The organism is Allomuricauda sp. ANG21, assembly GCF_040705235.1.
Lineage (GTDB): Bacteria > Bacteroidota > Bacteroidia > Flavobacteriales > Flavobacteriaceae > Flagellimonas > Flagellimonas marina.
Map to the genome: position 1 here is coordinate 596,541 of NZ_JBFCVT010000002.1, position 18,089 is coordinate 614,629.

15 protein-coding genes are annotated in these 18,089 nt (G+C 41.6%); 9 read left to right on the forward strand and 6 right to left on the reverse strand.

Features of this window, described 5'->3' with window-relative positions; translation table 11 throughout:
• The first annotated feature begins 7 nt into the window (after window positions 1–7).
• A complete protein-coding gene (locus AB1A65_RS05040) occupies window positions 8–1,636 on the forward strand; it encodes a S41 family peptidase (RefSeq protein ID WP_366586261.1) in 1,629 nt (542 codons plus the stop codon).
• Here AB1A65_RS05040 and AB1A65_RS05045 read toward each other — a convergent pair.
• Both AB1A65_RS05045 and AB1A65_RS05050 read right to left on the reverse strand, forming a co-directional pair.
• Entirely contained in the window at window positions 1,633–1,836 is a 204-nt protein-coding gene (locus AB1A65_RS05045) for a hypothetical protein (RefSeq protein ID WP_366586264.1), read from the reverse strand. The genes AB1A65_RS05040 and AB1A65_RS05045 overlap by 4 nt on opposite strands.
• 9 nt (window positions 1,837–1,845) lie before the next feature.
• Complete coding sequence (locus tag AB1A65_RS05050) at window positions 1,846–2,430, reverse strand: MarC family protein (RefSeq protein WP_366586266.1); 585 nt, start codon at window positions 2,428–2,430, stop codon at window positions 1,846–1,848.
• Window positions 2,431–2,551: 121 nt separating this feature from the next.
• On the opposite strand from AB1A65_RS05050, the gene AB1A65_RS05055 reads away from it, so the two are divergent.
• Window positions 2,552–3,124, forward strand: a complete 573-nt coding sequence (locus AB1A65_RS05055; RefSeq protein ID WP_366586268.1) for a DUF3109 family protein — start codon at window positions 2,552–2,554, stop codon at window positions 3,122–3,124.
• On the opposite strand, the gene AB1A65_RS05060 is transcribed toward AB1A65_RS05055, so the two are convergent.
• Both AB1A65_RS05060 and AB1A65_RS05065 read right to left on the reverse strand, forming a co-directional pair.
• Window positions 3,114–5,024, reverse strand: a complete 1,911-nt coding sequence (locus AB1A65_RS05060; protein ID WP_366586270.1) for a tetratricopeptide repeat protein — start codon at window positions 5,022–5,024, stop codon at window positions 3,114–3,116. The genes AB1A65_RS05055 and AB1A65_RS05060 overlap by 11 nt on opposite strands.
• Window positions 5,025–5,096: 72 nt before the next feature.
• A complete protein-coding gene (locus AB1A65_RS05065) occupies window positions 5,097–5,831 on the reverse strand; it encodes a LytTR family DNA-binding domain-containing protein (RefSeq protein WP_366586272.1) in 735 nt (244 codons plus the stop codon).
• Between the two features lie 911 nt (window positions 5,832–6,742).
• Between AB1A65_RS05065 and AB1A65_RS05070 the strand changes: the two genes are divergently transcribed.
• Both AB1A65_RS05070 and AB1A65_RS05075 read left to right on the forward strand, forming a co-directional pair.
• Window positions 6,743–7,729: a ribonucleotide-diphosphate reductase subunit beta gene (locus AB1A65_RS05070; protein ID WP_366586274.1), complete on the forward strand. Its 987-nt coding sequence runs from the start codon at window positions 6,743–6,745 to the stop codon at window positions 7,727–7,729.
• 113 nt (window positions 7,730–7,842) lie between these two features.
• Complete coding sequence (locus tag AB1A65_RS05075) at window positions 7,843–10,314, forward strand: ribonucleoside-diphosphate reductase subunit alpha (RefSeq protein WP_366586276.1); 2,472 nt, start codon at window positions 7,843–7,845, stop codon at window positions 10,312–10,314.
• A 169-nt stretch (window positions 10,315–10,483) separates the two neighbouring features.
• On the opposite strand, the gene AB1A65_RS05080 is transcribed toward AB1A65_RS05075, so the two are convergent.
• Both AB1A65_RS05080 and AB1A65_RS05085 read right to left on the reverse strand, forming a co-directional pair.
• Entirely contained in the window at window positions 10,484–11,137 is a 654-nt protein-coding gene (locus tag AB1A65_RS05080) for a gluconate 2-dehydrogenase subunit 3 family protein (RefSeq protein WP_366586279.1), read from the reverse strand.
• Complete coding sequence (locus AB1A65_RS05085; RefSeq protein WP_366586281.1) at window positions 11,137–12,855, reverse strand: GMC family oxidoreductase; 1,719 nt, start codon at window positions 12,853–12,855, stop codon at window positions 11,137–11,139. The genes AB1A65_RS05080 and AB1A65_RS05085 overlap by 1 nt, the downstream gene beginning before the upstream one ends.
• A 146-nt stretch (window positions 12,856–13,001) precedes the next feature.
• On the opposite strand from AB1A65_RS05085, the gene AB1A65_RS05090 reads away from it, so the two are divergent.
• Genes AB1A65_RS05090 through AB1A65_RS05110 form a run of 5 tightly spaced genes read left to right on the forward strand, consistent with a single transcriptional unit; the run spans window position 13,002 to window position 18,054 of the window.
• Window positions 13,002–13,988: a sugar phosphate isomerase/epimerase family protein gene (locus AB1A65_RS05090; protein WP_366586283.1), complete on the forward strand. Its 987-nt coding sequence runs from the start codon at window positions 13,002–13,004 to the stop codon at window positions 13,986–13,988.
• Window positions 13,989–14,011: 23 nt separating this feature from the next.
• On the forward strand, window positions 14,012–14,455 hold the full coding sequence (locus AB1A65_RS05095) for a DinB family protein (protein ID WP_366586285.1): 444 nt from the start codon (window positions 14,012–14,014) through the stop codon (window positions 14,453–14,455).
• Window positions 14,456–14,462: 7 nt separating this feature from the next.
• Entirely contained in the window at window positions 14,463–15,692 is a 1,230-nt protein-coding gene (locus AB1A65_RS05100) for a nucleoside permease (RefSeq protein ID WP_366586287.1), read from the forward strand.
• Window positions 15,693–15,714: 22 nt separating this feature from the next.
• Window positions 15,715–16,887, forward strand: a complete 1,173-nt coding sequence (locus AB1A65_RS05105) for an MFS transporter (RefSeq protein ID WP_366586289.1) — start codon at window positions 15,715–15,717, stop codon at window positions 16,885–16,887.
• A 30-nt stretch (window positions 16,888–16,917) separates the two neighbouring features.
• Entirely contained in the window at window positions 16,918–18,054 is a 1,137-nt protein-coding gene (locus AB1A65_RS05110; RefSeq protein ID WP_366586291.1) for a Gfo/Idh/MocA family oxidoreductase, read from the forward strand.
• Window positions 18,055–18,089 lie beyond the last annotated feature (35 nt).

Consider the following 18,089-nt stretch of genomic DNA (forward strand, 5'->3'; position numbering starts at 1 on the left):
TGCTATTATGAAGAAAATTAAAGGATATATTTGGCCCACATTGCTGGCTCTTGCGGTGGCGATTGGGATTTTTATAGGAGGAAAACTTCACTTTAATGACAGCCCAGAAAAGCTGTTCTCCACCAATTCCAAAAAAGACAAGCTCAACCGACTTATCGATTATATCGACTATGAATATGTGGACGATATTGATACGGATAGCATTGTAGATGTTACCGTGAACAATATTTTGGGCAAATTGGACCCTCATTCCGTCTATATTCCAAAAAGCGAAATGAAGGAGGTTTCCGAAAGCATGAAAGGTGATTTTGTGGGGATTGGAGTTAGCTTCTACAAATACAGAGATACTATAACGGTTATAAGAACCATAAAAAATGGCCCGAGCTACATCAGTGGCATTAAACCTGGAGATCGCATACTCTCTGCAAACAACGACACCCTTTTTGGTCGAAGAATCCCTAACGAGGATTTGGTTTCCAAATTAAAGGGCAAGGTTGGTACAAAGGTCGATTTAAAAGTGTTCCGAAAGTCGGAAAACAAGATTTTGGACATCACCGTCATTCGGGATCATGTGCCAATCAAAAGTGTGGACGCCTATTATATGCTTACCAAAGACATGGGCTACATTAAAATAAATCGTTTTGCGGAATCCACTTTTGATGAATTTAAGGACGCCCTTAGGAAGCTTAAACTTAGAGGAGCCGAAAAATTGGTTCTGGATTTGCGCGACAACCCTGGGGGTTATCTAGGCATCGCCGAAAAATTGGCCGATGAGTTCTTGGAAGATGACAAGCTTATTCTATTTACCAAGAACAAGAAGGGGCGTATCAAAAAAGCATATGCCACCAGTAAAGGGGATTTTGAGAACAGACCGGTCTATGTATTAATCAACGAACGCTCCGCTTCGGCCAGCGAGATCATAGCAGGGGCGCTTCAAGATAATGATATTGGTACCATTGTGGGAAGACGTTCCTTTGGAAAAGGGTTGGTGCAACGCGAAATGGATTTAGGGGATGGCTCAGCCGTGCGATTGACCGTTTCCAGATATTATACCCCAACGGGCCGTTCCATTCAAAAATCCTATAAAGATGGAAACCGGGATTATTACCAAAGGTTCATGGACCGTTATATTAGTGGGGAACTTTCTTCAGCAGACAGCATAAAGGTAGCGGATTCCCTCAAATTCAGAACCCCAAAAGGAAAAATAGTGTACGGTGGTGGAGGCATCATTCCTGATGTGTTTGTTCCCATTGGGAGTAATGAGGAAGAGGCCATTGAAAGTATGGACGATACCTATCAGTTCTTCTCCAGATTTGTTTTTGAACATTTAGAAGAGGACCGCACCCGATATTTAGACTATACCCGCAACCAGTTTTTGGATGAATACCGAGTGGATGACATTCTGTTTGACGAGTTCATCCAGTTTGTGCTGAATCGTAAAATAAAACTCGACTTCTATGCCCAAGAAGACAAGATAAAGGCTTTTATCAAGGCAAACATTGCCGAGCAATTATTCTCACCCAACCTATCTGCTCAGATCAAGGGAGAATACGATTCCATGCTCAAAAAGGTAAAGGATATCGATACCGCTGTCTTGGAGCGGTCTTCAGAAGGTATTATTGGAATGCACAATTAATTCTTTTTCAGCTTATCCTGGATTTTTTTTGAAGTCATAAAAATCAGTAAAAGCACAATAGCGCTCAACGAAGCCACAATTCCGATGAGGGCAATAGTGCTATCGCCCTGAAAAGGATTTTCAAAATCTACCAAGGTTACATTGTAGGCGATTAGCCCCAACGCTAAAACAATAAGGATGATACTGAATGTCTTGCTCATAATGGTGCTTTAAACTCCGTGCTGAAAAAGCTGGTTAATGTTGGCGGCAAATAGCTTTACCGCGATGGCCAAGAGAATCACTCCAAATACCTTTCTAATGATACTAAGGCCTATATTTCCCAAAACCCGTTCAATTTTGGCACTGGATTTAAGTACTATGTATACAAAGATAATATTTAGGATAATGGCAATGATTATGTTTTCCACATGATATTCCGCACGTAATGCCAAAAGCGAGGTCATGGTTCCTGCTCCTGCAATAAGAGGAAAGGCAATGGGGACAATGGAGGCACTTTCGGGCATATCATCTTTGTAAAGGGTAATGCCCAAGATCATTTCTATGGCCAAAAAGAAGATGATAAAAGAACCTGCAACGGCAAATGAGTTGACATCAATTCCGATCAGGGAAAGGATGCGTTCCCCTACAAAAAGAAAGGCAACCATAATACTGGCCGCTACAATGGATGCTTTTTCAGATTGAATATGGCCCACTTTGCTTCTCAGTGATATGATGACAGGAATACTTCCCACGATATCGATCACGGCAAATAGAATCATACTGGCGGTAGCGATTTCCTTAAAATTTAAATTCATGACGTTCCTTTTTTCGGTCTGCAAATGTACGTCTTAAAACGACTTTTGGATGACATAAAATGTTGGGAAAATGTCAAATTTTTAGTTTTGGATTACCTTTGTCCCCAAAGAAGAAAAACCAATGTTCCAGTTAGGCAATACTATAGTATCCGAAGAGATTTTGGAAAACGATTTTGTTTGCAATCTCAATGCATGCAAAGGCGCTTGTTGTGTGGGAGGGGAGTATGGTGCCCCAGTAGAGGATTCAGAAACCGATATTCTGATGAACACCTATGAAAAAGTAAAACCGTATCTAAGACCTGAAGGCATCAAGGCCATTGAAGAACAAGGAACTTTTGTAAAAGGTGAGGATGGCGAGTGGGAAACACCTTTGGTCAACAACAGTGAATGCGCGTATGTGATTTTTTCTGATGATGGGATTGCCAAATGCGGTATTGAGGCCGCCTGGGAAGATGGGGTCACCAAATGGAGAAAACCCATTTCATGCCACCTGTACCCGGTGCGTACCAGAGCATATTCAGAATTTACTGCGGTAAACTATCATAAATGGGAAATCTGTGACCCGGCATGTAGTCTGGGAATAGAACTAAAAGTCCCCATTTATAAGTTTGTGAAGGATGCCCTCATTCGAAAATTTGGAAAGAAGTGGTACAAGGAATTGGAAGAGGTTGCAATAGGTCATGCTAAACCGTAGGAATGTCCAAAATGACCCTAGTGCCCTTGGGACTTCCATCTGAATTGAACAAATCCACAATGTCCACGTCAAATTTGTTCTGGTAGTCTTTTGAGAAGTTGGCCAAACGTTCCTTGGTAATCCTAATACCTACTGATTTTCGTTTGAGCACCCTGTTTTCCTTATTGACCTCGGCAGCTCCACGGCCCACACCATTGTCTTCGATTTCAATGGATACGTGGTTTTGACTTTTTCGTTTTACGTTCAAATGAATCATCTTTTTGCCCTCTTTGGGCGAAAGTCCGTGCCAAAGGGAATTCTCAAGAAAGGGCTGTAATGCCAACGAAGGGATTTTTATGTTGGATGGGCAAAGATCTTCATCAACGGTAATCTTAAAATCAATTTCATTGGAAAACCTGATATTTTCAATGTTCATATAAAGTTCTATGGTCTCTAATTCTTCGGCCAGGGTAATTTCCCGTTGCGATGAGGCTTCCAGGATTTTGCGAATCAGTTTAGAAAACTTGTTCAGGTAGTGAACTGCATTTTTCTGCTCATTGTTGATGATATAGAGCTTAATGGAGTTCAATGAGTTGAACAAAAAATGGGGGTTCATTTGGCTACGCAGCATGTTCTGTTCCAAGGAAAGAACCCGTTTTTCATTTTTGTTTTGGTATTGTCGGTATAAAATGTAGAGGATGGAAGCCACCAACCCCACAATCAAGGCACTCACCAATAAAGTGGTTTGGTTTTTCTTTAACCGTAACCGAACAATTTCATTTTCTTTGGCCAAGACGGAGATTTGGTTGTTCTTTTTCTCAGCCTCATACCGAACGATAACATCGTTCATGTACCTTAGGTTGGTGGCACTTGAAATTTCCTTTTCAGTCTCGGAGGCCTCTTTGTAGTAGGTGTAGGCTTCTTCAAAATTGCCGCGTTCATGCTCCAGGTCGGATAGCTTTTGGTAACCTACCACAATATTGCTGGGCATATTGTGGTTTTTCGCCATCTCAAGACCTTCTTTGATAAAGTTTTCAGCGCGATCAAAATCCTCCAACTTGGTATAGGCCCAACCGGTATTTATAAAGACAGATGAGGTGATAAAAAAATCACCTATGCTCTTTGATTCCTCATGGAGGGGCTCCAAAAGTACCAAGGCGGCGTAGGGCATATCTTGTTTGAGGTAGACTTGGGCCAAACTGTTCTTGCAGATGACACGTCCATAGTCAGAATTTATTTCCTCATTGTAGGCCAAGGATTTTCGATAGTTTTCCAAGGCACCTTCCAAATCGCCCTTTTGCTCCAAACAATCCCCAATGTTTTGGTGGTTGATGGCCAATCCCAGTTTGTTGCCAAGTTCCTCCTCCAGTTTAAGTGCTCTTTTAAACTGCATAATGGCCAAGTCATACTGCTCTAGGGTTTGATACAGATTTCCAATACTGTTCAGCGATACGTTGATGCTCCTTTTGATGTGGTGGGAGGGGTTTTCAACTTGTTCTGCGATTTCCAAGGCTTTTTGGTTATAGTCCAAGGCCGTTTTTATCGCGTCGGTACGCCGATAGACCACTCCCAGCATGTTCAAGCTTAAAACCTTTAGCTCCGTATTATTGGCTTTTTCAGCAAGTTCTAGGGCTTTCTCATGAAGGTCCGCAGCCTTTTTAAACTGCGAAGTGTTCCTATATTCCCTGCCTATGTGATCGAGTGCAAAGGCTTCGCCCTCCAAATAACCATTCTCGCGTGCCAAATTGGCAAAATAGCGTAAAAGGATGGTGTCCTGTTTTTCACTTTTGAGTTCTGTATCAAGTGAGAGGAAGGTCTTGGGCATCAATTCCACCAATCGCTCCGCTTTTTCCTTAAAATCTTCTGGAATATCCTGGCCATGCGATAGGAGCACTGCGAACACTGAAAACAGTAGCTGCAAAATTACCTTTCGCAGAAGACCTAGGTTGTTGATGTGTTTGAACTCAATTTTAAGCACAGGTACATTAAGTAGTTACAGCATATCCAAAAAATCGGACTTTTTCTGCCGTGAGACTGGGATTTTATGGTTGGATTCCAAGACGACATATCCATCGGTCTTAAGGAATTCCTTTATTTTATTCAGGTTGATGATATAGGAATTGTGAATCCTGAAAAAGCTATTGTCTGGCAAGAGGGTATTTACTTCCTTCAACTTTTTTGTAAGCAATATTTTTTGTCCATCGGTCAAGAAAATAGTGCTATAGTTCCCATCAGATTCGGCATAGAGAATATCGTCACTATTCAAAAACACCAATTTGCCATCTGTGTTTATGGTTATTTTTTTGCTTTGTGACTCTGCATTGAAATTTAGCAATATCTTCTCTAAACGCTCTATGGTCAGGTTTTTGGCATTGAACTTTTTTATTTTGGCGATGGTCAACTCAAGATCGTCCGTGTCAATAGGTTTGAGCAAATAATCAATGGCCTCATTTTTTAAGGCTTGAAGGGCATATTGGTTATAAGCGGTGGTAATCACCACAGGGAAATCTTTGTTCTTTAGGTTTTTGATGAACTGGAACCCGTCCATTGCCGGCATCTCTATATCCAAAAAGAGACAGTCCGGGGTATGGTTTTCCAGATAACCCAAAGCTTCATGGGCATCGGTGAACGACGCAATGATGTCCACTTCATCGCTCAAATTGGTCAACTCCCAACTTAAGCTTTGCAGTGCCTTGATTTCGTCATCTACAATAACCGCTTCTAGCATAGATACAATATAGGTAAACCAAAGTTAGGATATTCTGTTTAAGCTTTTTAAAATTATGTGTTGTTGGGCATTTAACGCGTATAACTGGTAAAAAATGTCAAATCAAGTGAATATGGTTCTTTTTTCTGGCAGTTTGAAATATAATTGGGGGAAAATGAGGTGCACGGGCTTAAATTCTTGGAACCAATTATACATAAAAGCCAACCGTTTATACATCCCAGCATGGAGGCAGGTTTAATGTTCTCTATCTTGGCCCTGGTTAAAATTAGGGTACTTATATAATAGCGTATTAAAATGAAAAAATGTTTTATTCTATTTATACTATTGATTGTTGCCTTGATTTTTGCAGCTGTGTCTGAAAGTAAAGACCTGAAGACACATGCTAAATGGGATAGGGTGGCGGTAGAGAGCCACCAAGCTCCCAGATAACGATCATATACATATTACCAATAAATAGTACGGCCAAAGCAACCAATTCTCTTGATTATAGAAACCGCTTGCAAAGAAAAAATCTTCAGAGGAGCTTTGGTTCATCATTTGGTTTTAGGTTTCGGGGGAACTACCTAGAATTAAATACGTCCAACAGCATAACCTGAAGAGGCCGTACGTTTGGTAATACATATCATAAAGCACTAACCGCAATTCATAAGCAGTAAGACCAATCAGTATGTTGTAATATACTTTTTGGTCTTTTTTGTTTGTCCAAAATCGGCTCCTAAAAAGTTATTAAACCCCATATTTTGCTGAGGCCAATAGGGTATTCCGCTGACCAAGATTTCAACAGTCAGTGTTAAAAACTTTGCTTCCGTTTCGCACAAACGCCCTTTACATTCTAACAACATTTTTGAATCTTTGTTAGTCCCTATTCACAAGGAATTCTCCTTCCAGATTGTAAAATTTAACAAGCGATTATGTCAGAAGCAGTAGAGCCCATATTACAAGAAAACAAAGATAGATTTGTAATTTTTCCCATCAAGCATCACGATTTATGGGACTGGTACAAAAAGCAGGAGGCTTGTTTTTGGACTGCTGAGGAGATTGATCTTCATCAAGACCTTTCTGATTGGAACACCAAGCTGAATGATGATGAGCGTTATTTCATAAAACATATTTTGGCCTTTTTTGCCGCTTCGGATGGGATTGTGAACGAAAACTTGGCCGAAAACTTTGTGAATGAGGTGCAATACTCGGAGGCAAAATTTTTCTACGGCTTCCAAATTATGATGGAGAACATCCACTCTGAAACCTATTCGTTGCTCATCGATACCTATGTTAAAGAGGAGAAGGAAAAAAATGTGTTATTCAAGGCCATTGAAAATTTTCCTGCCATTAAAAAGAAGGCCGATTGGGCCTTAAAATGGATTGAGTCACCCAGCTTTGCAGAACGATTGATAGCTTTTGCGGCAGTGGAAGGGATTTTCTTTTCTGGTGCATTTTGTTCCATCTTTTGGTTGAAGAAAAGAGGACTTATGCCCGGGCTCACGTTTTCCAATGAGTTAATTTCACGTGACGAGGGAATGCATTGTGACTATGCCGTGCATCTACACAACAATCATTTGGTGAATAAAGTTCCAAAGGAACGCATCAAGGAAATCATTGTGAATGCACTCGATATTGAAAGAGAGTTCATCACGGAATCACTCCCCGTAAGTTTGATAGGGATGAATGCCAAACTAATGACCCAATACCTGGAGTTTGTAACTGATCGTCTATTGGTTGAGTTACAGTGCGAGAAGGTATACAATGCCACCAATCCATTTGATTTTATGGATATGATTTCGCTCCAAGGGAAAACCAATTTCTTTGAAAAACGCGTATCTGAATACCAAAAGGCTGGCGTTTTGAACAAGGAAAAAGATTCTGATTCGCAAAAAATCAGTTTCGACGCAGACTTTTAATACCCCCTTTGCTTGTTGACTGCCAATAGCCCTGGAAGTTTTCATGCACCCAACAAAAAATGTTAATTTTTTAACATAAACAAAAATATAGAACACTTAATATTCGTAGCGCCATGTATGTAGTAAAAAGAGATGGAAGAAAGGAGCCGATCATGTTTGACAAGATCACGGCTCGGGTTAGAAAACTTTGTTATGGACTCAATTCGTTGGTGGACCCCGTAAAGGTGGCCATGCGCGTAATTGAGGGGTTGTATGATGGCGTTACCACTTCCGAGTTGGATAACTTGGCTGCGGAAATCGCCGCCACCATGACCACTACGCATCCCGATTACGCCAAGTTGGCCGCGCGCATCTCCGTTTCCAATCTGCACAAGAACACCAAGAAATCCTTCTCCGAGACCATGAAGGATCTTTACGAATACGTGAATCCAAGAACAGGCAAAAAAGCCCCTTTGTTATCCGATGAGGTGTATAAAGTAGTTTCTGAAAATGCTGAAACCTTGGACTCGACCATTATTTACAACCGAGATTTTGGCTACGACTATTTCGGTTTTAAGACCTTGGAACGCTCCTATTTGCTTAAACTGAATGGCAAAATCGCCGAACGTCCCCAGCACATGCTCATGCGGGTGGCCGTTGGTATCCATTTAAATGATTTGGAATCGGCCATAGAAACCTATGAGTTGATGTCCAAGAAGTATTTTACACACGCCACGCCCACATTGTTCAATTCAGGAACACCAAAACCACAGATGTCTTCCTGCTTCCTTTTGGCGATGAAGGACGATAGCATAGACGGAATCTACGACACCTTGAAGCAAACTGCAAAGATTTCACAATCTGCTGGAGGGATTGGACTTTCAATCCATAACATTAGAGCAACAGGCTCTTATATTGCAGGCACTAATGGGACTTCAAACGGAATTGTGCCCATGCTTCGTGTCTTCAACGATACAGCACGCTATGTGGACCAAGGAGGTGGAAAGCGTAAAGGAAGCTTCGCCATTTATGTGGAGCCTTGGCATGCCGATATTTTCGACTTTTTGGATTTGAAAAAGAACCATGGAAAAGAAGAAATGCGTGCCCGTGATTTGTTCTATGCCATGTGGATTCCAGATTTGTTCATGAAACGTGTTGAGACCGATGGCGAATGGACTTTGATGTGTCCCAATGAATGCCCAGGACTTTTCAGTAACCACAGTGATGAGTTTGAAAAACTGTACACTCAATATGAAGCCGAAGGCAAGGGGCGTAAAACTATAAAGGCCCGTGATCTTTGGGAGAAAATATTAGAGTCCCAAATAGAAACGGGAACCCCATACATGCTCTATAAGGATGCCGCAAACCGCAAGAGCAACCAGAAGAACTTGGGAACCATTCGTTCTTCCAACCTGTGTACCGAGATTTTGGAGTATACTTCTCCAGATGAGGTTGCGGTATGTAATTTGGCCTCGATTGCGCTTCCCATGTTCATAAAAAATGGCGAGTTTGATCACAAGGAATTATTTCGAGTTACCAAGCGGGTCACCAAAAACTTGAATAAAGTGATTGACCGTAACTTTTATCCCGTGGAAGAAGCCCGAAATTCAAATATGCGACATAGACCCATTGGTTTGGGTGTTCAAGGGTTGGCGGATACTTTTATTTTATTGCGGATGCCTTTTACCAGCGATGAAGCCAAAAAGTTGAACCAAGAAATCTTTGAGACCTTGTACTTTGCTGCAGTTTCTGCTTCCATGGAAATGGCCAAGGAAGAAGGTACCTATTCCAGCTACGAGGGGTCACCCATATCAAAAGGAGAGTTCCAACACAATCTTTGGGGCATCAAAGATGAAGAACTTTCAGGGCGATGGGATTGGGGCAAGCTCAGAAAAGATGTCAAAAAGAACGGGGTCAGAAACTCCTTATTGGTCGCGCCGATGCCAACCGCCTCAACATCACAGATTTTGGGGAACAATGAGTGCTTTGAACCCTACACCTCCAACATCTATACCCGTAGGGTATTGTCCGGAGAATTCATTGTGGTGAACAAACATCTTTTGGAAGATTTGGTTCGATTGGGCTTATGGAATGAAAACCTCAAGCAAGAGTTGATGCGTGCCAATGGTTCCATTCAACATATTGATGTGATTCCGCAGGAAATCAAAGAACTCTACAAGACGGTTTGGGAACTCAGTATGAAGGACATTATAGATATGAGTAGACAACGGGGTTACTTTATAGATCAAAGTCAATCATTGAATCTCTTCATGGAAAATGCGAACTATTCCAAATTGACATCGATGCATTTCTATGCATGGAAGAGTGGTCTAAAAACAGGAATGTACTACTTAAGGACCAAATCTGCGGTGGATGCCATTAAATTTACTTTGGACAATACCAATAAGAAGGAAGAGCCTGTTAGTGTTGCGGTTGAGGCCGAAGGGTCATCTGTTGCTTCCGCAGAGGTATTGAAAGTGGAGGCTACAGAGGCGAATCAACAGGAAGTGGACATACAACCTATGACGCCAGAAGAAATGAAAGAAATGATCGCACGTGCCAAGGAAGGTCAAGCAGATGATGATTGCTTGATGTGTGGATCATAGCCCGTACTGAGCTTTATCAGTATGTGTGATAGTGTTTATTGATCAGATACCTCGGAGAACGTTCACCCCACTTATAGAACCATCCGAGGTATTTTTGTTTGAAAAATGAGCGGCGAACAATAAAAAAACCTCCCGAAAAGGAGGTTTTTATTTTAAAAGGAGAACAAAACTACAGCGACCAGGCTTTGCCCCCAGTCAATGTAGTTACATCTTCACATGCAATATATTCGCCAGGAATAGGAGCATAGGCCAATACCTCTTCCCCAACATATTCAGAGTTTTTATAAGCAAAAATAGCCAAATCCCTTAGGTCATTGGCAAATGAAAAACTAGCTACGTCATCATCAATATCACCCTCACCGCCATTCATTACAGCTTCCATATAGCTATTGATGGCCTCGGTGTGGGCTTCTTCTTGCTCTGGCGTGCGTTTGGTCAGGTATGTCTTTAAAACTGGTTCTATGTCGGTAGCTTCAACATCTGCTAAAGATTGTTTACCAGAGTCCGATAACACCTTGTCAAAAAATTTGCCCATTCTTAGCTTCACAAAATCCAATTGGTCCTCAGGTAGAACCTCGTTCATGAAGGAATCAAAGAAAACATGTACGTTCATTTCAGTGGCTGAAGGCGTATCTGTTTTTGGCAAAATAATATCTAAAGTCTGTGCCAGTGCATAACCTTGGTCTTGGCTCAAAAACGAAGGCACCCATTCTGCATAGGCAGGTTTATCCTTGCAGCTTTGAAGTAATCCCAATAGTGTTGGAGTGGCCACGGCATACCCGAAGGCCATCCCCATATTTTTAAGTGCAGATCTTCTTTCCATTATATATTTCCTTTTTTAAGTTCTTGAGCGGCATGATTGGCAGCTCTGGCCGTAAATGCCATATAGGTCAATGAAGGATTCACACAGCTTGCGGATGTCATGAAAGCCCCATCGGTTACGTAAACATTTTTACAGGCATGAACCTGATTGTTTCCATTTAGTACGGAAGTCTTGGGGTCTCGTCCCATACGGGCTGTTCCCATTTCGTGGATACCAAGGCCCAAAGCTCCTGGATTGTCGAATGGTTGTACATCCCTAAGGCCTGCTTTGGTAAGCATTTCTACTGCCTGTTCCTTCATATCCTCACGCATTTTCCATTCGTTGTCCCCGAATTCCGCGTCAAAGGTGATGGTAGGCAATCCCCATTGGTCCAATTTATCATAGTCCAGGGTCATTCGATTGTGCTCATAAGGCAATACTTCGCCGAATCCACCCATTCCAAAGGTCCATCCACCTGGTTTAAGAATAGCCTCCTTTAAATCTTTACCATACGATAATTCTGCTACGGTTTCTTCCCAGTTACCTCTTCCGGCACCACCTTGATAACCATAACCTCTTATGAACTTATCTGTATTTGAATTTCCTCCCAAGTTTCTAAATCTGGGAACATAGACTCCATTGGGTTTTCTACCTTTATAATATTTATCCTCAAATCCATCAAACTTACCGTTGGCACCTACACCCAAATGATGGTCCATGATATTTCTTCCCAGTTGATCGGAGTCATTGCCCAATCCGTTGGGGAATCGGTCCGATTTGGATTGCATCAATATGGAAGTGGAAGCAATGGAAGAAGCGCAAAGGAAAATAACTTTCGCTTTGAATTCGAACTCTTCCTTGGTTTCCCGGTCTATTACCTTTACACCAGTGGCTTTTTGGGTATTTGGGTCATAGATAACCTCATGCACGATGGAATCTGGTCGCAAGGTCATGTTTCCTGTTCTTTCGGCGGCGGGCAATGTTGAGGAAACACTGCTAAAGTAGGCGCCAAAAGGACATCCTCTAATACAACGGTTTCTAAATTGGCAACGAACACGTCCGTCACCATCAAATTGTTTATCACTATTGATGTGGGCCACCCTTCCTGCCGTAATCACACGGCCATCAAAATTTTCGGCTACTTTTTCACGTACATGGCTTTCCAAACAGTTGAGCTCCATCATAGGCTCAAAAATTCCATCAGGAAGCTGTTCCAATCCAAGATTTTCACCAGAAACACCGATATAACTTTCAACTTTATCGTACCAAGGGGCAATATCTTTATAACGAACGGGCCAATCTACTGCAATGCCATCATTTTTGTTGGCACCAAAGTCGATGTCACTCCAACGGTAGCTGTGACGTCCCCACATAATGGAACGGCCACCTACGTGATAGCCACGCATCCAATCAAATCGTTTTGTTTCGTTATACGGATGGTCAATATCATCCACAAACCAAAAATTGTGCGGTGCTTTTACGGTATATCCAGTTCTGGCCTGTTTTTCCTGTCTGGCAGCTTTTTCTCTTGGCAATTCACCGTTATGGGGAAAATCCCATGGGTCTGAATTGGCTGTAGGATAGTCTTCTCTGTGTTTTACCATGGGACCACGTTCCAAGACGAGGGTCTTAAGGCCATTTTCACATAGCTCCTTAGCAGCCCATCCGCCACTAATGCCAGTCCCTACTACTATGGCATCATAGGATTCCTGCTCCTCGTTGTAATAAAATTTACTCATTTATTCGGATTGTTTATTTGCTAAATGTATTAATTATTAAATTAATTTTCTACATTTAATCCCTATGTTTATTGAGAATTCACTACTATAACGTTGTAGTTTTTGAATTCTCCAAGAAAAATTGATAGCCTTAATTTATGAAGAAAATGAGTATGTTTCAAAATGGCTTTTTAGCTGTTTTGATAATTTTAGTATCGGGATTTTATTCCTGTAAGGAGAATCCAAAAAAGGAAACCTCTGAAAATCAACAAACAGAAGAAATGGAGATTGAAGCGACTAGTCCCTCCTATAAACTTTCATTGGCCCAATGGTCACTGCACCGAATGATCAGGGACGAGGGCATGGACCCCTATAAATTTGCAGAAAAAGCAAACGAATGGGGTTTTGAGGGACTTGAATATGTAAGTCAACTCTATTATTCCGAATTGGAAACAGCCAATTTTTCCGAAGCGGCCATGGCAACTTTTGTAGAAAAATGTAAAGCCGAAAGTGAAAAATACGGTCTGGAGAACCTATTGATCATGATTGATGGACAGGGAGATTTGGCTGCCACGGATCAAGAAGTACGAAAAGCAGCAGCTGAAAACCATCACAAATGGGTAGATGCTGCCGCAGCTTTGGGATGTCATTCCATACGAGTTAATTTAAACGGGACCCAGGACCCAGAAGCATGGGTGCCAGCTTCAATAGATGGGCTGACCCAATTGGCTACCTATGCCAAGGACAAGAACATCAATATTATAGTGGAAAACCATGGCGGGCCTTCATCCAACGCTCAATTGTTAGCAGAAGTAATTGAAAAAGTAGGTATGGACAATTGTGGTACCCTACCGGATTTTGGCAATTTCTGTATAAAAAGGAAGGCAGGGGATTACTATGAATCCAATTGTGTGGAAGAATATGACAGATACAAAGGGATGAAGGAATTGATGCCTTACGCTAAGGGGGTCAGTGCCAAATCCTATAATTTTGATGAAGATGGCAAAGAAACCACCATTGACTTCGCCAGGATGATCAAGATCATTAAAGATTCTGGATACACGGGATTCATTGATGTGGAATATGAAGGAAATGAACTGAGTGAGGAAGAAGGTATTGTGGCCACCAAAAAGCTATTGGAAGAACTGCTTTGAACACCTTTTAAGTTAAGGACTGTATGAAGGGATTTTTACAACAACTCTTCGACTATAATTTCTATTGCAACAAAAAATTGATTGCACAGTGTGGTTCCCAGAAAGAAATTTCTGAGAACTGCACGCGTCTTTTTAGTCATATCTTGAACACACACCATATTTGGAACCAACGAATTTTGGGAAATTCATCTGAATATAGTGTTTGGCAAGAACACCCTTTTGCCCATTGGGAAGACATTCACTATGACAACCAGCGAAGTTCGTTTGAGATCATAACCAATGCCAGCGACCTGCATAAAAGAGTAGAATATGAAAATAGTGAGGGAAGAACTTTTGCCAACGAACTACAAGACATTCTGTTCCATGTTGTAAACCATTCCACACACCACAGAGCCCAAATTTTAAAGGATTATAGGGATTCGGGTATCGCTCCTGAACCTTTGGACTATATATTTTATAAAAGATAATCTCTCAATGAGCACTAAAATAAAGTTTCAGCTTTCATTCATGATGTTCTTGGAATTCTTCATTTGGGGAGGCTGGTTTGTTACTCTGGGAACTTTTTTGGGGAACAATTTAAATGCCACAGGAAGTGAAATGGCCCAAGCTTTTTCAACCCAGTCTTGGGGTGCAATTATAGCCCCTTTTATTATAGGGCTCATAGCCGATAGATATTTTAACGCAGAACGGATATTGGGAATACTGCACATTATTGGTGCCTTGCTCATGTATCAAATGTACCAAACCACGGATTTTGCATTGTTCTATCCCTATGTATTGGGCTATATGATTTTGTATATGCCCACGCTGGCACTCGTAAATTCAATCTCTTTCAATCAAATGAAGGATCCGGCCAAGGAGTTTTCGCCCATCCGGGTTTTTGGCACCATAGGTTGGATAGTAGCAGGTCTTGTAATCAGCTACGTATTTCTGTGGGACTCTCCTGAAGGTATCCAATCAGGAATGTTAAAGAACACCTTTCTAATGGTGGCCTTGGCGTCGGCCGTATTGGGGCTTTTTAGTTTTACCTTGCCAAAAACACCGCCTAGAGTCGACAAAAATGAGAAAGTGAGCATTTCCGAGGTACTAGGATTGGAGGCACTACAATTACTGAAGGATAGAAACTTTCTGATTTTCTTTATTTCATCCGTTTTGATTTGTATTCCCCTTGCATTTTATTATCAAAATGCGAATCCGTTTCTATCTGAAATTGGAATGGGAAATCCCACAGGTAAAATGACCATAGGTCAAGCTTCAGAGGTGCTATTTATGTTGCTGCTGCCATACTTCTTCACCAAATTTGGGTTTAAGAAGACCATCATGGCCGGTATGTTGGCCTGGACCATTCGATATTTATTATTTGCCTATGGCGATGCTGGTGAAATGGCCTTTATGTTATTGATTGGAATAGCACTTCATGGTATCTGTTATGATTTTTTCTTTGTATCGGGCCAAATTTATACCGATACAAAAGCAGGCCCTAAATACAAAAGTGCAGCTCAAGGGCTAATAACCTTGGCTACCTATGGTGTTGGAATGCTAATAGGATTTTGGGTGGCCGGACAGATTACCGATACCAATATCATAAGTGAAAATCAGCATAATTGGATGAACATTTGGCGATTCCCCGCCTTTTTCGCCTTGGGTGTGGCCATACTTTTCATGATTTTCTTTAAAAACGAAAATGTATCATATAAACAATAATTAACTGACTAAATTGAACCTAATGGAACAAGTAAACAAGAATAGACTTTTTATTGCATCCTGTGTAGCCTTATTGGTAACAGCAATGACTTTTGCAATAAGGGCACGACTAGAGACCGTTTTTGGACCCGAAGGCGTAGGACTGACCTTGGAACAAATAGGCTATGCTTTTACGCCTGCCTTTTGGGGCTTTACCCTGGCTATGCTATTTGGCGGTCCTTTGGTGGATTTTTTGGGGATTAAAAAAATAACATGGATTGCATTCATTACCCATGCTATTGGTATTGTCTGGACTATTTTGGCAAAAGATATGACCTCACTTTTCATTGCTACTTTGTTTGTGGGTATTGGTAATGGTTTTGTTGAGGCGGCACTTAACCCTATGATCGCATCAATGTATCCAAAGAGCAAGACCAAAATGTTGAACCGTTTTCACGTATGGTTTCCAGGCGGTATTGCAATAGGGGGCGTTGTAGGATGGTTGGTCATGGATGTAATGGGTCTTAGCTGGCAAATAATGGTTGGTACTCTGTTTATCCCATTGATTATCTACGCGATATTGTTTTATGGACAAAAATTTCCTGTTACCGAACGCGTGGCCCTTGGGGTAACCAATAATAAAATGCTGTCAAGTCTTGGTAAGCCCCTCTTCATTTTTATGGTGCTTTGTATGATGCTTACGGCTGCCTCTGAATTGGGGACCACCCAACGTATTGAGTCCTTGTTAAAGGAATCTGGTACCATACCACTATTGGTTCTTGTTTTTATCAACGGAATTATGGCTTTGGGTAGAGCTTTTGCAGGTCAGGTCATTCATAAATTACAACCCTCTGGCATGCTTCTTTTTTCAGCAATATTTACATTCATAGGCCTTTGGTTGTTGACCATAACAAGTGGCTCTGGAACATTTTTGGCCGCTGGGGTGTTTGCTATAGGAGTTACCTTTTTCTGGCCTACCATGCTCGGTTTTGTTGCAGAATACCTGCCAGAGACCGGAGCTTTGGGATTATCCATTATGGGAGCTGCAGGCATGCTTTCTGTCTCCATAGTATTGCCCATAATGGGGAACCTTATGGACAATGCCAGTGCACATGAAGCGCTTCGAACGATGTCAGCCTTACCCGCTATATTGATTGTGGCCTTTATTGGATTGTATATATTTATGCGAGGAAAGAAAGTACAGACAGAAGATTAAGTTTCAATAATAGAGTAAAAATTAAGATGTATGCCAAAAAAAATTAGACTTGGAATTCTTGGAGGTGGCGGTGATTCGCTCATTGGAGTATTGCACAGAGTGGCCTCCTTCATCAATGACAACTATGAAATTGTAGGGGCGGTCTTCAACCCCGTTTATGAAGAAAGTATAGACTTTGCAAAGGAAATCGACGTTCCTACCAATCGTATTTACAAGGATTTTGATACGTTGGTAGAGGAGGAGTTGAAGCTTCCAGAGGATGAACGGATTCAGGTGTGTTCCATTTTAACACCTAACTTCTTGCATTTTCCCATGGCCAAAAAATTGTTGGAAAATGGGTTCCATGTCATTTGTGAAAAACCAATGACCACCACCTACGAAGAAGCAAAAATTTTACAGGAGACCCTGAACAAAGCGGGAACCGTTTTTGCAGTGACCCATACCTATACGGGGTATCCCATGGTTCGGCAAATGCGTGAAATGATCAAGGCCGGTGAGTTGGGCAAAATTCATAAAGTGGATGCCCAATACTATCAAGGCTGGATCAATCCCATCATTCACGATAAGGAAAAACGCTCTTCCGTATGGCGATTAGATCCTAAAAAGGCGGGAATTAGTTCGTGTATGGGAGACATTGGGGTGCATGCCTTCAATATGATTGAATTTACCACTGGGCTACAGGTAAAATCCCTGTTGTGTGATTTTAATTACCTCTACGATGACAACCAAATGGACGTGGACGGAACGGTGCTGATTCGCATGGGGAAACATGCCAAGGGTGTCATTCGTGCCAGCCAAGTGGCCACAGGAGAAGAAAACGGACTTACCATTGCCATTTATGGTGAAAAAGGAGGTTTTAAATGGGAACAGGAAAACCCCAACTACCTCTACAAGTTGAATGACCCAGAACCACTTCAAGTGTTAAAACCAGGACATGCGTATAACTCTAAGCTTTCTTTGGATGGCACCAAATTACCTCCTGGACATCCTGAAGGTATCTTTGACGCCATGGCCAACATCTATTTGGGTGCTGCTAGGGCCATTCGCGGTGAAAAATATAATGACGGGGAGTTCCCAACCATGTTGGATGGAGTACGAGGTCTCAATTTTATTGAGAGTTCTGTGGCTTCACACAAACAAGGAAACGTTTGGGTGGATTTGGATTAAACCTTGTTCACGTGACAAAAAAATAAAAGAGGGTG